A 14544-nucleotide genomic window follows, 5' to 3' on the forward strand; every position below is an offset into this window, starting at 1 on the left:
GTCAGCCCCTTACCTTCTGTTCATTAATGCTGTCAAAAAGGTCAGAAAAGTGTACGTACCTGCTTTAACCGTTGGCTGTGCCTGGTGATCTCTTGTTGGATCGAGGCAAACTATATCCATGGCTGCGGTTTTGGAAGAAAGTCCTGCAGTATATACCGCACTGAATAATTCTTCGGTGCTCATGCCGCCTGGTGTGGAAGCAGGAACCCCGGGAGCAAAGCCGATATCAAGCACGTCCATGTCAATCGTGACATAAATTTTATCCACTTTTGACTCCAGCTGCAAAAGTGCTTCTTTAACCGTTTCTTCAATTCCCCGTCTTCTGGCTTCCTTCAGCGTTATATAATTGAGCTTGTGCTCTTTTGCATACCTGATAAGGGACTGGCTGTTAAAAAAGCCATGAAGGCCAATATTATAGACATTTTCCCCTTTAATCATGCTGTTCTGAATCAGGTTGCGGATGGGTGTCCCATTAGTCGGCCCGTGGTCTTCAAGGCTTCTGAGATCAAGGTGAGTATCCAGCTGGAGTATGCCGATTTCTTTTTCCGGCTCCAGTTCTTTCAGGCCGCTGACGAGCATGGCTGTAATGGAGTGGTCTCCTCCAATCGCAATTGGAAATGAATCAGGAAATTGTTTCCTTATATCTTTCATTGTCTGTTTGATATTGGAATGGCATTGCGGAATATCCGTGAAATGCATTTTTACATCGCCAAGATCTGCAACCTTCATCATTTGAAGATCACTTTCAAAATCCAGATTGTACGTGGAAAAGCCTTTCCAGGATCTCCTGAATGATTCAGGGAATTCAGAGGCTCCAGATGCGCTTATGGATGAGCGGGAAAGAGGGACACCGAAGAGCACGACATCCCATTTTTCTTTTTTCAACTCCTCTTCCCTCTGGATTTGGCGAATCCATTCACTCACCTTTACGTCAGTTCCTAATTCGGCTTGCGGCCAGAAGAACCCGGGAGGATTTATTGTTGGCAGCATAAGCTTCCTCCTTTAACGACCACTTTCCCATTTTTAATCACTGTGTCTGTATGGTTCATTCCGTAATGATATTGCATTTGCATGTAGTTCGGGACATTAAGCATAAGCAGATCAGCCTTTTTCCCGGCTTCAATACTTCCCACTTCTTTTGCCCTATTGATGGCATGTGCTGCATTAATTGTAGCGGCAGTAATGGCTTCTGCCGGAGTTAAACCCATGTGCATGCAAGCGAGATTCATCATAAATGGCATGGAGCAGGTTGGCGAAGAGCCAGGGTTGCAATCGGTTGATAATGCAACCGGCACACCTTTATCGATCATCCGGCGGCCCCTGGCGGCTTCAGCCATCAGGAAGAATGCTGTCCCTGGAAGAAGCACACCGATTACTCCCTTTTCAGCCATCATTTCCATGCCTTTATCAGATGCTCTAAGCAGATGATCTGCAGAAATGGCACCAACTTCTGCGGCAAGCTCCGCCCCCTCATAAGGTTCAATTTCATCGGCATGGATTTTCGGAGTCAGGCCAAACTTCTTCCCTGCTTCCAGCAGCTTTCTTGACTGTTCCGGGGTGAACACGCCTCTTTCGCAGAAAATATCGTTGAATTCTGCAAGCTTATCTTCCGCAACTTTCGGCAGCATTTCTTCAATGACCAAATCAATAAAGGCATCTGGATTCTCTTTGTATTCAGCAGGTACTGCGTGTGCACCCATAAAGGTGCGGACAACATCTACCGGATGCAGTTCATCCGCTTTCCTGGCTGCAATCAGCTGCTTGCGCTCTGTTTCCCAATCAAGGCCATATCCGCTTTTTGCCTCTATTGTGGTTACTCCGTGTTTAAGGAAGCGATCAAGACGGACAAGGCTCGCTTCTACTAATTCCTCTTCAGTTGCTTTTCTGGTCATCGAAGTGGTGGCGTGAATTCCGCCGCCATTGTTCATAATTTCCATATACGTCGCCCCGTTCAGGCGCATATTGAATTCCTCTTCCCTGCTGCCAGCATATACGAGGTGTGTATGCGGATCAACCAGTCCTGGAAGGAGGACTTTTCCTGTGGCATCAATGATTTCAGCTTCCTGAAGCCGGCTTTGATATTCAGCTTCGAGTTCCGCTGTTGTACCAGCCGATTTGATCCTTCCTTCTTCAATCCATACCGCCCCGTCTTCAATAATGTGAAGCTCGCTCATTTTTTCTTTTGTCAGCGGCTGTTTGGAGCTGCCCTTTAAGGTGATCATTTGATTTGCATGTTTGATAAAAATAGGTTTTGAGTGCATTTTGTGCTCCTCCTTAAAAAATGGAAGTTCCAATCCGCTAAAATCACGGATTGGAGGTCTTCCTCATTGAAGATATTAGTGGTTATTTGCAAGTTTAAGAGTTTTCTTTGCTGAATTGAGTGGCTTCTTTGCAGATTCGAAGTTTTCTTTGCTGATTTTTCGTTTTTATTTGCAAAGTTCATAAAATACTAGAGAAAACTTTTATTTCATCATTGGAATGTTTACGCCTTTTTCTTTTGCTGTTTTGATAGCAAGGTCATAGCCTGCATCTACATGGCGTACGATCCCCATTCCAGGATCAGATGTGAGGACACGTTCAAGGCGCTGTTCCGCTTCTTTCGTGCCATCTGCAACGATGACCATGCCAGCATGGAGGGAGTATCCCATTCCGACACCGCCTCCATGGTGGACGGAAACCCAGCTTGCTCCGCCCACCGCATTGATCAGTGCATTAAGGATTGGCCAGTCTGCCACTGCATCACTGCCGTCCTTCATAGCTTCTGTCTCGCGGTTTGGAGATGCAACGGAACCAGAATCGAGATGATCGCGGCCTATAACGACCGGTGCTTTCAATTCACCTTTTGCCACCATATCATTAATGATTTTTCCGAATTTGGCGCGCTCCCCATATCCAAGCCAGCAAATTCTTGAAGGCAGGCCCTGGAATTGGATTTTCTCCTGTGCCATCTTGATCCATTTGCAAAGGTGTTCATTATCTGCAAATTCACGCAGAATCACTTCATCTGTTTTATAAATATCTTCAGGATCTCCTGATAATGCTACCCAGCGGAAAGGCCCCTTCCCTTCACAGAATAACGGACGGATGTATGCAGGCACGAATCCAGGGAAATCAAAAGCATTCTCAACACCTTCGTCTTTTGCCACCTGACGGATATTGTTTCCGTAATCAAATGTGACTGCACCCTTCTTCTGCATGTCGAGCATAGCCTGAACATGGACGGCCATGCTTGCTTTTGATTTCTGAACATATTCAGCAGCATTTTCCTTTCGCAGAACAGCTGCTTTTTCTAAAGAATAGCCGATTGGAACATAGCCATTTAAAGGATCATGTGCAGAAGTCTGGTCAGTCAAGACGTCCGGGATGAAGTTCATTTCAAGCATGTTTGGCAGAATTTCAGCTGCATTACCTAATAGACCGATAGAAAGCGGACGGCCTTCCTGCTTTGCCTCTTGTGCTAATTTGATTGCCTCTTCAATTGAATAAACCTTTGTATCCAGATATTTCGTTTCAAGTCTGCGGTCAATGCGGTGTTCATCCACATCAATGGCAATGCAGACACCATCATTCATTGTTACTGCAAGCGGCTGGGCGCCACCCATTCCGCCAAGGCCTGCGGTTAAAGTAATAGTCTGTTTCAGTGAGCCGGAGAAGTGCTGTCTGCCTAGCTCTGCAAATGTTTCGTAGGTTCCTTGTACAATTCCCTGGCTACCGATGTAAATCCAGCTTCCGGCTGTCATTTGGCCATACATCATCAGGCCTTTCTTATCAAGCTCATGAAAGGTATCCCAATTTGCCCAGGCAGGCACAAGATTCGAGTTGGCGATTAATACCTTCGGTGCATCTTTATGTGATTTAAAAACGGCAACCGGCTTTCCGGATTGGACAAGAAGTGTTTCATCGTCTTCTAATTCATGCAATGTTTTGACAATCGCGTCATAACAATCCCAATTTCGCGCTGCCTTTCCGATCCCGCCGTATACAACCAGCTCTTCAGGGATCTCTGCAACCTCTTTGTCCAAGTTATTCATCAGCATGCGGAGTGCTGCTTCCTGAATCCAGCCCTTAGCATGAAGCTCACTGCCTTGATAGTTTTTTATTTCTCTTTTTGTTTCCGCTTTCATTGTTATCCCTCCAATGTTATCTCATATTTAGATTTTATAATGGGAACTATCTGAAAAGTATAATAATTAAGTTTGATTTTTTGTAATTTTGTTAGATTCTTATAATGTTTTTTTCGATTTTTATATAAATATTAGTATTTTTATAATTAGAACAAAAATAAACCCCCGGTTAAACGGAGGTTTTATGCATGCTCTTTCTATATTGATTTGGCGGCATTCCTTTAATTTTACTAAAAACTTTATTGAAATATTGCTGATTGCGAAAACCGCAGACAGACGCGATTTCCTTAATGCTTATTTCTGATTCCATCAAAAGCTTGGCAGATTGCCTGATCCGGGTTTCATTAAGCAGCTCCCGGAACGACTTGCCGCATTTTTTTGCGAGCGTGGAGCTGATATAATTCGGGTTTCGGTCTGCATATTCAGCTGCCCTTTCAAGAGTAACCTCAGGGTCCCAGTAATTCGTTTCTATATAGAATAAGACTCTGTCAGTAAGTTCCAGCTTCAGCTTTTTATCAGAGCGTATGGTTTCAAAAATAAGGGAAATAAAGCTAATCATTTCGTTAATCACCCGGTAGATCAGGGGGGAATAAAGGATAGTCTGGAATAAACGCAGATATTCTTTCTCCATATCCCCGTCTGCCAGCCGGAAAGTTTTCATATGCCTGCGAATTTGCGCAAGGATACTGGTCAGTCGAATTCTGATGAGACCTGGTTCCGGATAGGGGTCCTGCAAAATAAGGAATTCCTTGTAAAACCATGACTTCAGCGCTTCTAAATCAGATTGATTCAGGAAATCAATCCATTTGGTCTGTTCCTCGGGGGTCAGGAATGGATCAATTGATAGCCATTTAGGCAATGATTTCTCCTCAATTACCTGATTAAATCCCCTGTAAAAAGTTAACTCCATCAGTTTCCTGTTTGCAAGATAGTAGCTTCTGACGGTTCCGCTGTCCTCCTTGCCCGTATAAATGCTGATGGCGATTTGTTCTGCTGACGTCTCCTGCCAATCTCTCATAAATCTGAGGCCCTCCTCTTTCCAGGCCACATCAGATTTTTCAGCCAAAATCAAAATCATATCACTCAAAATAAATGAGTGAACTGTTTTTTGAAAAGTATAGCTTTCAAGAAATTTATATAGTTTTGGAAGCTCCAGCGGATTTTCAGTCTTTATTCCAATAGATACAAATGGTTCTGCCGAATCATGACCTTCTAAAAATAAGTCCTGATATTTGAAGTCTTTTTCAGCTTTCTGAATGGAGTTTTGTTCAGCAGTCCGATTATTCATCTGATTACGTCTATGAATCTTTCTCGCTGATTTTAATAAAGTATCTGCAGAAATTGGCTTAAGTATTAAATCGGATACACCCATGTCGATGGCTCTTTTTGCTTGTGAAAAGGTCGCTTCCATTGTTAAGGCAATCAAATCCGGCCCTATGATCTGAATGGTTTTAAGGAAAGAACTATAACTTTCTTCATTTATCAGATCAAGTTCAAAAATCAATAGGTCTGGCTGAAAAGTTTCAAGCTTATAAATAAGCCCTGATTCATTTTGGGCGGAATCTACTTGCCATGCGTTCATTGATGATTTAAGAAGCCACTCTATGCCTTTCGTATCGTACTCATCCCGATTGGCCACAAGTACTTTGTACATGCTGCCACATCCTTTTTTAATTCTATTATGAAATAGTATTTTGGCAAATGTAAAGAAATTATCGTGAAAATCTCAGAAATAGTAGACAAGTTATGATGCCCTTCCTGCATATCTATATAGGGACAACCAATTAGGAAGGAGTATGAGCATGCCTTTTCTTGTATTAAAGAAACGCAGCATTATTGCATTTGTCATCATATTTTCAGTAATCGTTTCTGCATCAGTATGGTTTTTTTCAAAATCTGATAATTTGACAGTATTCAACCAGACGGAGGGCGAAAAAGTCCGGGAAATTCATATGGTTACAGGAGAATTTAAAGCCAAGCTGCCTGATGGCAGAGAAATTGAAGCTTATCGCTGGGATCCTGGAACTATATTTCTTGAAAAAGGTGAAAAGGTAAATCTGAAGATTTGGGGAGTTAATGGAATGGAACATCCATACATCATTGAAGGAACTGATATTAAAGGTGTGGTAAAAAAAGCAGAAGAAACGGTGGTCCCTCTTCAATTTGATAAAGAAGGCGTTTACCGTCTGGTGTGTCTTACTCATCCGGATAAGGATAATAGCGGACCAATGATTGCTTATATTGTAGTAGACTAATGCGAAAAGCAAAAGCACCGGATAATCCGGTGCTTTTCTTAACTGTCTAGCTCCAGCGCCTACCCCCTCGAGGTCACAAGCTTGTCTAGTTCCGGCTCCTAGTGACTCGGGGTTATAAGCCGTTTCCTTCCAGAAGGAAGAACGCCTTCTTACAGGAACCGTCTTATGCCTGTCGTCCCTGGGCAGTCGCCTCCACATTTCGGGCAATCCTTTCAAGAAAGCAAAGGTCGCCTTTCCGGAAGGCTCGTCTTGTGCTTGAGGCCCGCAGGACAAGGAAGGCTTCGTCAGCATAATCATCGCACGACCAAAAGCGGCAGCTTTTGGGAGGATGCGGGTCATGCAGACGTTGCCACGGGACGTGGCGTTCTTAGTCTGCGTTCCTTCGTGGGTAAGGCGCTTCCCCTTTTCTTCTTACCTCCCAATAAACATCTGTGTCCAATAGTGGCCATAGTATCCGCCCTGTGCGTATCCCACTCCGATTTCTGTGAAATTGGCTGATAGGATGTTCTTGCGGTGACCCTCGCTGTTCATCCATGCTGTTACAACTTCCTGAGGTGTTTTTTGACCTGCAGCAATGTTTTCTCCAGCGGTTCTGTAAGTAATTCCAAAGCTCTTCATCATATCAAACGGGCTTCCGTATGTAGGAGAGTTGTGATCGAAATAATTCTTGCTGATCATATCCTGAGATTTGTATCTTGCCACTCTCGCAAGCTCCCAATTTGATTTTAATGGCTTTAACCCATACTTTGCCCTTTCCTGGTTTACAAGCTGAACTACCTGCTCTTCAACACCGGTAGTGGCTTTTGATAATGTAGGGATATTCACCTTTTGCCCAGGATAAATGAAGTTTGGATTTGAAATCTGCCCGTTGGCATTTATGATTTCAGGAACTCCCACCTGATACTTCAGGGCGATCTTCCACATTGTGTCCCCTGGCTGAACGGTATGTACTGTTGATGCTTTTGCATCGAAATTGAATCCAAAGACAAGTGCGACAGACAACATTAGAATGAATGAAAGTTTTGATAGTGTTTTCATATTTATATTTAATCAAAATCTCTTATTCTATTAAACAGGTAATTGTTGGCGCTGATTGTAAGAATTTCATGATTTCCTCTTTATTCTTCTTCTAGTGGGATTTTCAATATATATATAACAGTTCAAAAGTACGAGTGGTTTTATAGTACACATATGCATTATTAAATATAGATTTACTCTATTTCACAATACGTTCAAAAAGTTTGTGATTTATTTCACATTATCTCTGTTATATTGAATGTATAGTTAAGTTGTAATAACTGTTATACACATTGATTATATGAGGTGAAGGAATATGGAAAGTTGGAATGGCTTTAAAAAAGGAATCTGGACACATGAAATTGATGTTAGAGACTTTATTTTAAAGAATTACTCACCTTTTTTTGGGGATGAATCATTTTTGGAGAAGCCAACAGAAGCTACTACTTCATTATGGGAACAAGTGATGGATCTTACGAAAATGGAACGTGATAATGGCGGAGTGCTCGATATGGACACAGAGATCGTCTCAACCATCACCTCACATGGTCCTGGTTACCTGGACCAAAAAAAAGAAAAAATTGTGGGTGTGCAGACTGACCGTCCGTTTAAGCGCTCTCTTCAGCCATATGGCGGAGTCAGAATGGCTGTGGCAGCTTGTGAAGCATACGGCTATGAAGCCAGTAAAGTGATGGAAAAGATATTTACAGATTACCGCAAAACACATAACCAAGGCGTGTTTGATGCTTATACCGATGAAATGAAACTTGCCCGCAAAGCCGGCATTATTACAGGCCTGCCGGATGCATATGGCCGAGGCAGGATAATCGGTGATTACCGCAGGGTTGCTCTTTATGGAGTTGACCGCTTGGTTGAAGCCAAAAAAGCGGATTTGAAATCAACCTCAAGTGTGATGACGGAAGACAATATTCGCCTTAGAGAAGAGATTTCAGAACAGATAAGGTCTCTGAAAGAACTGAAGCAGCTGGCAAACAGCTATGGTTTTGATATTTCAAAGCCTGCAGAAAATGCTCTCGAGGCTTTCCAATGGCTGTACTTCGCCTATCTTGCAGCCATCAAAGAGCAAAATGGAGCAGCTATGAGCCTTGGCCGTGTCTCGACTTTCCTTGATATTTTTATAGAAAGAGACATTCAGAAAGGAATGCTTACCGAGAAGGAAGCCCAGGAACTGGTCGATCACTTTGTAATGAAGCTGCGCCTTGTCAAATTTGCGAGAACTCCTGACTATAATGAATTATTCAGCGGTGATCCTACATGGGTTACAGAGTCCATTGGCGGGAAGGCTCTTGATGGCCGTCCGCTTATAACGAAAAATTCTTACCGCTTCCTTCATACTTTGAATAATCTGGGGCCGGCACCTGAACCGAATTTAACAGTATTATGGTCCAGCAAGCTTCCCGAGAACTTCAAAAAATATTGTGCCGGGATGTCCATAGAAACAAGTTCAATCCAATATGAAAACGACGATATCATGCTTCCTGAATATGGCGATGATTATGGAATTGCCTGCTGTGTTTCTGCAATGGAGATCGGGAAACAAATGCAATTTTTCGGAGCAAGAGCAAACCTTGCAAAGGCCCTGTTATATAGCATTAATGGAGGCAAGGATGAGAAACTTAAGCGTCAGGTCGGCCCTTCCTATGCCCCAATTACCTCAGACATCCTTCAATATGAAGAAGTGATGGCGAAGTTTGATTTAATGATGGAATGGCTGGCAGATCTTTATATTAATACGCTGAATATCATTCATTACATGCATGATAAATATAGCTACGAACGGATCGAAATGGCTCTGCATGACTCCAAAATTCTTAGAACGATGGCCACTGGCATTGCGGGTCTGAGTGTAGCGGCCGACTCACTGAGTGCGATCAAATACGCAACTGTTAAGGCAATCCGTGATGAGAACGGGCTAGTGATTGATTTTATGACAGAAGGAGATTTTCCGAAATACGGGAATAATGATGATCGCGTTGACAGCATAGCTATAGACCTGGTTGAACGGTTTATGAAAAAGCTCCGCAAGCATCCGACATACAGAAACTCTATGCATACGATGTCTATATTAACCATTACATCCAATGTAGTGTATGGAAAGAAAACAGGTAATACGCCTGATGGACGGCGAGCCGTTCGCCCCGGGAGCAAATCCGATGCACGGGAGAGATACGAAAGGAACGCTTGCTTCCCTGTCTTCTGTTGCAAAACTGCCATACAAACATGCGCTGGATGGCATCAGCAACACTTTCTCCATTGTCCCTAAAGCACTCGGAAAGGATGCTGATAGCCGTATCCGCAATCTGGTATCTATACTGGATGGATATGCCATAAAGTCAGGACATCACCTAAATGTAAATGTATTCAATAAAGAAACGCTTCTGGACGCCATGGAACATCCGGAAGAATATCCACAGTTGACCATCAGGGTATCAGGCTATGCTGTGAACTTCATTAAGCTGACTAAAGAGCAGCGCTTGACGTTATCAATCGAACATTCCATGATTCAATGTAACAAATAGGATGGCGGGCCTTTATAAGAGGCCCTCTCTTCAAAAAAAGATTGAGCAATGGTGCTGCTGCTGCGCCGGCTGCATTTGGAAAGGAAGATGCTGATGTACGGCAATATTCATTCAATTGAAACATTTGGTACAGTAGATGGGCCTGGCATTCGATATGTCATTTTTACACAGGGGTGCCTCCTTCGCTGTCAATTTTGCCATAATGCGGACACTTGGGAAATTGGGTCAGGGAAACAAATATCTATTTCAGAAATCATGAATGATCTGCAATCCTATCTCCCTTTTTTGGCTGCTTCCGGAGGCGGCATTACAGTTAGCGGCGGTGAACCTTTGCTTCAGATTCCTTTTCTTATAGAACTTTTTAAAGAATGCAAGAAACATGGCATTCACACTGCAATAGATTCATCGGGAGGCAGCTACTCCACCTCCCCGTTTTTTCAAAAGCAGCTGAAAGAGCTTCTGGACTATACGGACCTGGTGCTGCTGGATTTAAAGCATATTAATAGGGATAAGCATAAAAAACTGACAGGTCTTACAAATGATCATATCCTCCAATTCGCCCAGTATCTGTCTGATCATCAGGTGCCAGTGTGGATCCGCCACGTGCTTGTGCCTTCAATCTCTGATGATGAACGTGATCTGGAACAGCTTGGGCGTTTCATTAAAAATTTAAATAATGTGAAAAAAATTGAGGTTCTTCCCTATCACAAGCTTGGTGTATATAAATGGGAAGCACTCGGATTGGAATATCCGCTGAAGGATACTGAGCCGCCAAGTGAGGAAATGGCAGAATGGGCTTATCACATACTTACAGGACAATGAAAAAAAATCAGTTCCGATTGCTGGAACTGATTTTTCTTTGTGATAAATGCTTATTTCCACCAATTATCGTGCATGGATGCAGGCAGCTGGCGCTTGTGTTCTGATACCAGGTAGCGTTTTTCGATTTTTTCTGCCGCTTCCGGACTTACTGGTTTTCCTTCAAGGTAATCATCCAATTCATCGTATGAGATACCTAATTCAGTTTCATCAGCCTGTCCGGGTTTCTGGTCAAGAAGATCTGCTGTAGGCACTTTTAAGTATAGTCTTTCCTCTGCCCCAAGCTCTTTAAGAAGTGCTTTTCCCTGTCTTTTTGTCAGTCCGGACAGCGGCAGGACATCTGCGCCGCCATCGCCATATTTTGTGAAGAATCCAGTCACTGCTTCTGCAGCATGATCCGTGCCGATGACCAGCAAGCCATACTGGCCGCCAATGGCATATTGGGCAATCATTCTCATGCGGGCTTTAACATTGCCTTTATGATAATCCTTCAGCGGTTCTTCCGGAATTATTCGATCATACTCGGTTTTCACTTCATCGACTGCATTTTTAATATTAAAGACCACTTCTTTGTCGGCCTGAATAAAGGAAAGGGCAAGCTGTGCATCCTTCTCATCCTGCTGAACGCCGTACGGAAGGCGGACTGCGATGAATGTTGCGTCCTTCCCTTCTTTTCGAAGCTCTTCAACCGCAAGCTGCGCAAGTCTTCCGGCAAGAGTGGAATCCTGGCCGCCGCTTATGCCTAATACATAACCTTTTGCATTTGTTTTAACAAGATAATCCTTTAGAAACTCAATTCTTTTCTTTATTTCTTCCTTTGGATTGATAGTCGGATTTACATTTAAACTTTCCATAATTTCTTTTTGCAGATTCATTGCAGGTTCCTCCCTCTTCTTAAAGCTTCAGCCATTTATATTTTCTTTCACCTGGCTGATCATTTTCATCTTATTATCCCAGCACTCTTGGCTAAGGTCGACTGGGTATTCCTCCGGATTCAGAGAACGGCGGTACTCATCCCATAATACATTGAGATTATCCTTTGCAAACTTCTGCATCTCTTTTAAAGATGGAATTTTATAGGTAAGCTTGCCTTCGTGAAATATCACTTTATGCAGCTCCCTGGCTTCGAAATTTGTAACGAACTTGCTTATAAACGTGTGAACAGGATGGAACATCTTAAGTTTTTGCTCAGCTTGAGGATTTTCATGATCCAGCGCAATATAGTCCCCTTCTGATTTATGGTTATCTCTGTTAATAATCCGATAAACCCTCTTTAATCCGGGAGTTGTCACTTTTTCCGGGTTGCCGCTTATTTTTATCGTGTCAGCCATTTTGCCATTTTCATCTTCTATTGAAACGAGTTTGTAAACAGCCCCTAATGCAGCCTGCTCGTACGCTGTAATGAGTTTTGTGCCTATGCCCCAAATATCGATTTTCGCCCCTTGAGCTTTCAGGTTTATGATGGTGTATTCATCCAGATCATTTGACGCAATAATCTTTGCTTCAGGAAAACCTGCATCATCCAGCATTTTTCTTGCTTTTTTAGAAAGGTAAGCCAAGTCCCCGCTATCAAGCCTTATACCTTTAAAGTTAATTTGACCCTGCATCTCCTTTGCCACTTTAATTGCGTTCGGTACTCCTGATTTAAGGGTATCATACGTATCGACGAGAAAAACGCAGTCCTTATGGGTCTGGGCATATTTCTTAAAAGCAGTATACTCGTCCCGGTAAGCCTGAACAAATGAATGGGCATGGGTTCCTGCAACCGGAATGCCAAACTTCTTGCCTGCTCTAACGTTAGATGTGGCATCAAAGCCGCCGATATAGGCTGCTCTTGTTCCCCAGATGGCTGCGTCCATTTCATGGGCTCTTCTTGAACCAAATTCCATGGCTGTTCCATCGCCAATTACTTCTCTGATTCGAGTTGCTTTTGTAGCAATCAATGTCTGATAGTTAATGATATTCAAAATAGCAGTTTCAATAATCTGGGCCTCAGCCAGGGGAGCTTCTACACGCAAAATTGGTTCATTGCCGAATACAAGCTCACCTTCTTCCATTGATTTGATGGTCCCTGAAAACCTCATGTTTTTCAAGTATTCGAGGAAACCTTCTTCATAGTTCAATTCGTTTTTTAAGTACTGCAGATCAGTGTCTGTAAATCTGAAGTTTTCTATATACTCAATAACTCTTTCCAGGCCGGCAAAAATTCCATAGCCGTTGCCAAAAGGCAGCTTCCTGAAGAACACTTCAAAGACCGCCTTTTTAGTATGTATGTTGTCTTCCCAGTAAGTCTGTGCCATATTTATTTGGTACAAATCAGTATGCAAGGCTATACTATCATCCGCAAATTCCCTCTGCATTATCTTAAACCTCCTGTGACAAATATAACAATTCCTATTAAAAATCTGTTATCTGCTATAATCCCCCATTCAATATTTTATCATCTTAAATAGATGAAAAATTTGGCTATTATTTTAATAGTAGTGAAGTTTATCACCTTAATCAAATTTTTCAGCCTCAAGTCATACAGTTATTTACCCATTAAGGATTTTTTTACACATTCTTCTTCAATTGTTCGTTATATTGAACAGTGATATTATCCTGTTATAACACTTTGGAATTATTTCCCGAGTGTCGCACGCTGAAATGTTATTTTGAAATATGAGCAGGAATATTCCCTCGGACTGTCGGACTGCATTTCCCGATTACGGCAATCACCAACTTTCTGCCCTCCGCATAGGATGTCATGAACTGACAAGGAGGGCTGTGAGCTATGGAAAGACGGGACCTTTTGCCTTTCGTTGTGACCGCATTTTTTGCCGTAATGATTTCGCTCTTTGCTTTCTCCCTGATGGATTCAAAGGATGACACGCCAATAACCAAGACCATTCCAGATGGCCAAAGCAAAAGCAATGACAGTGATATCAGCAATCAAGTAAAAAATAATATAAAAGGAAATAAAGCTAATGTTAATAACTCAATCGACAACGATTTGAATAATGGTGAAGATAGCCAAATTGATAATAATGTTACGAATGACATTGAGGTAAATGTAGACGTTAATGTAACAAATACAATCAAAAATAAAGCTGATAAAAATCAGGACTCCGGTCAAACAGGAAATGAAAATGAAAACAGCGGCAGCGATAAAGGTGCGAAAAATGAACAGGATGGCAAGTCTGAGGATGATGAAGTCGTTTGGGGTGTAGACTCTGCAAGTCTCACCACAAGCGACTTGCTTTCATGCGTACGGGAGAATTTCGGATCTCCTAAAGTCTGGGGACGCTATTTAGGTGAAAAGGAAGGTGTATCAGCGGGCATTACACCACAAGAGGCCAAACTGCTGCAAGATAATAATATTAAATTACTCGTGATTTGGAATCGATTTAATGATGCAACAGGCATTGAAAATGGACAGAGTGAGGCAAAAGCAGCTGTTCAATTGGCACAGGAGCTGGGAATACCGGAGGGAGTAGCGATTTTTGCGGATATTGAGCCAAATTATCCTGTTGATTCTTCCTTTATTGAGGGCTGGTTTCAAGCAATGGAGGAGTCACCCTATCATCCCGGCATATACGGGATTTTTGATAAGGAACAGGCCCTGACTAAATCTTTCAGTCAAGCTCGGAGCTGAAAATTCTTCCCTTCTTGAAAACACATTCATATGGACTGCTGCGCCAAATATTGGAATCACTGCGCAGGAACAGGCACCTGGATATAAACCTGAAGCTCCTGCAAACTCCTTGATTGCAGGCTGGCAGTATGGAATTGATGCGGAGGCGTGCAATA

At 42.6% G+C, this 14544-nt stretch carries 12 protein-coding genes; 5 read left to right on the forward strand and 7 right to left on the reverse strand.

The window, feature by feature from the left end:
- Positions 1–9: 9 nt before the first annotated feature.
- The 4 genes from ACXAD1_RS10615 to ACXAD1_RS10630 form a co-directional block, all read right to left on the reverse strand.
- On the reverse strand, positions 10–990 hold the full coding sequence (locus tag ACXAD1_RS10615; protein ID WP_370221846.1) for an agmatinase family protein: 981 nt from the start codon (positions 988–990) through the stop codon (positions 10–12).
- Positions 975–2261 (reverse strand): imidazolonepropionase, encoded by a 1287-nt coding sequence (hutI, locus tag ACXAD1_RS10620; RefSeq protein ID WP_474910008.1) that lies wholly within the window; start codon positions 2259–2261, stop codon positions 975–977. Before hutI ends, ACXAD1_RS10615 begins: the two co-directional genes overlap by 16 nt.
- A 201-nt stretch (positions 2262–2462) precedes the next feature.
- Entirely contained in the window at positions 2463–4124 is a 1662-nt protein-coding gene (gene hutU, locus ACXAD1_RS10625) for a urocanate hydratase (RefSeq protein ID WP_474910009.1), read from the reverse strand.
- Positions 4125–4293: 169 nt separating this feature from the next.
- Positions 4294–5778 (reverse strand): helix-turn-helix domain-containing protein, encoded by a 1485-nt coding sequence (locus tag ACXAD1_RS10630; protein ID WP_474910010.1) that lies wholly within the window; start codon positions 5776–5778, stop codon positions 4294–4296.
- A 148-nt stretch (positions 5779–5926) separates the two neighbouring features.
- On the opposite strand from ACXAD1_RS10630, the gene ACXAD1_RS10635 reads away from it, so the two are divergent.
- Positions 5927–6379, forward strand: a complete 453-nt coding sequence (locus ACXAD1_RS10635) for a cupredoxin domain-containing protein (RefSeq protein WP_206839767.1) — start codon at positions 5927–5929, stop codon at positions 6377–6379.
- 411 nt (positions 6380–6790) lie between these two features.
- On the opposite strand, the gene safA is transcribed toward ACXAD1_RS10635, so the two are convergent.
- A complete protein-coding gene (safA, locus tag ACXAD1_RS10640) occupies positions 6791–7417 on the reverse strand; it encodes a SafA/ExsA family spore coat assembly protein (protein WP_474910011.1) in 627 nt (208 codons plus the stop codon).
- Between the two features lie 295 nt (positions 7418–7712).
- Between safA and pflB the strand changes: the two genes are divergently transcribed.
- The 3 genes from pflB (at position 7713) to pflA (ending at position 10758) form a co-directional block, all read left to right on the forward strand.
- Positions 7713–9680 (forward strand): formate C-acetyltransferase, encoded by a 1968-nt coding sequence (gene pflB, locus ACXAD1_RS10645; RefSeq protein WP_474910012.1) that lies wholly within the window; start codon positions 7713–7715, stop codon positions 9678–9680.
- Positions 9571–9936 carry a glycine radical domain-containing protein gene (locus tag ACXAD1_RS10650; protein WP_474910013.1) on the forward strand — a complete coding sequence of 122 codons (366 nt, stop codon included), beginning with the start codon at positions 9571–9573 and terminating at the stop codon, positions 9934–9936. Before pflB ends, ACXAD1_RS10650 begins: the two co-directional genes overlap by 110 nt.
- 93 nt (positions 9937–10029) lie before the next feature.
- On the forward strand, positions 10030–10758 hold the full coding sequence (pflA, locus tag ACXAD1_RS10655) for a pyruvate formate-lyase-activating protein (RefSeq protein WP_206839760.1): 729 nt from the start codon (positions 10030–10032) through the stop codon (positions 10756–10758).
- A gap of 50 nt (positions 10759–10808) precedes the next feature.
- On the opposite strand, the gene nadE is transcribed toward pflA, so the two are convergent.
- The gene (gene nadE, locus ACXAD1_RS10660; RefSeq protein ID WP_206839759.1) at positions 10809–11630 is read right to left on the reverse strand and encodes an ammonia-dependent NAD(+) synthetase; all 822 of its coding nucleotides are present in this window, start codon (positions 11628–11630) and stop codon (positions 10809–10811) included.
- A 27-nt stretch (positions 11631–11657) separates the two neighbouring features.
- Positions 11658–13115: a nicotinate phosphoribosyltransferase gene (locus ACXAD1_RS10665; protein ID WP_474910014.1), complete on the reverse strand. Its 1458-nt coding sequence runs from the start codon at positions 13113–13115 to the stop codon at positions 11658–11660.
- Positions 13116–13528: 413 nt separating this feature from the next.
- Between ACXAD1_RS10665 and ACXAD1_RS10670 the strand changes: the two genes are divergently transcribed.
- Positions 13529–14389 (forward strand): glycoside hydrolase domain-containing protein, encoded by an 861-nt coding sequence (locus ACXAD1_RS10670; RefSeq protein ID WP_474910015.1) that lies wholly within the window; start codon positions 13529–13531, stop codon positions 14387–14389.
- Positions 14390–14544 lie beyond the last annotated feature (155 nt).

The organism is Cytobacillus sp. ABV4_503 (genome assembly GCF_056158445.1).

Excerpts from the sequence above, each read along its gene's own strand:
- ACXAD1_RS10615 (WP_370221846.1), bottom strand. The coding sequence starts at position 990 with ATGCTGCCAACAATAAATCCTCCCGGGTTCTTCTGGCCGCAAGCCGAA.
- hutI (WP_474910008.1), bottom strand. The coding sequence starts at position 2,261 with ATGCACTCAAAACCTATTTTTATCAAACATGCAAATCAAATGATCACC.
- hutU (WP_474910009.1), bottom strand. The coding sequence starts at position 4,124 with ATGAAAGCGGAAACAAAAAGAGAAATAAAAAACTATCAAGGCAGTGAG.
- ACXAD1_RS10630 (WP_474910010.1), bottom strand. The coding sequence starts at position 5,778 with ATGTACAAAGTACTTGTGGCCAATCGGGATGAGTACGATACGAAAGGC.
- ACXAD1_RS10635 (WP_206839767.1), top strand. The coding sequence starts at position 5,927 with ATGCCTTTTCTTGTATTAAAGAAACGCAGCATTATTGCATTTGTCATC.
- safA (WP_474910011.1), bottom strand. The coding sequence starts at position 7,417 with ATGAAAACACTATCAAAACTTTCATTCATTCTAATGTTGTCTGTCGCA.
- pflB (WP_474910012.1), top strand. The coding sequence starts at position 7,713 with ATGGAAAGTTGGAATGGCTTTAAAAAAGGAATCTGGACACATGAAATT.
- ACXAD1_RS10650 (WP_474910013.1), top strand. The coding sequence starts at position 9,571 with ATGCACGGGAGAGATACGAAAGGAACGCTTGCTTCCCTGTCTTCTGTT.
- pflA (WP_206839760.1), top strand. The coding sequence starts at position 10,030 with ATGTACGGCAATATTCATTCAATTGAAACATTTGGTACAGTAGATGGG.
- nadE (WP_206839759.1), bottom strand. The coding sequence starts at position 11,630 with ATGAATCTGCAAAAAGAAATTATGGAAAGTTTAAATGTAAATCCGACT.
- ACXAD1_RS10665 (WP_474910014.1), bottom strand. The coding sequence starts at position 13,115 with ATGCAGAGGGAATTTGCGGATGATAGTATAGCCTTGCATACTGATTTG.
- ACXAD1_RS10670 (WP_474910015.1), top strand. The coding sequence starts at position 13,529 with ATGGAAAGACGGGACCTTTTGCCTTTCGTTGTGACCGCATTTTTTGCC.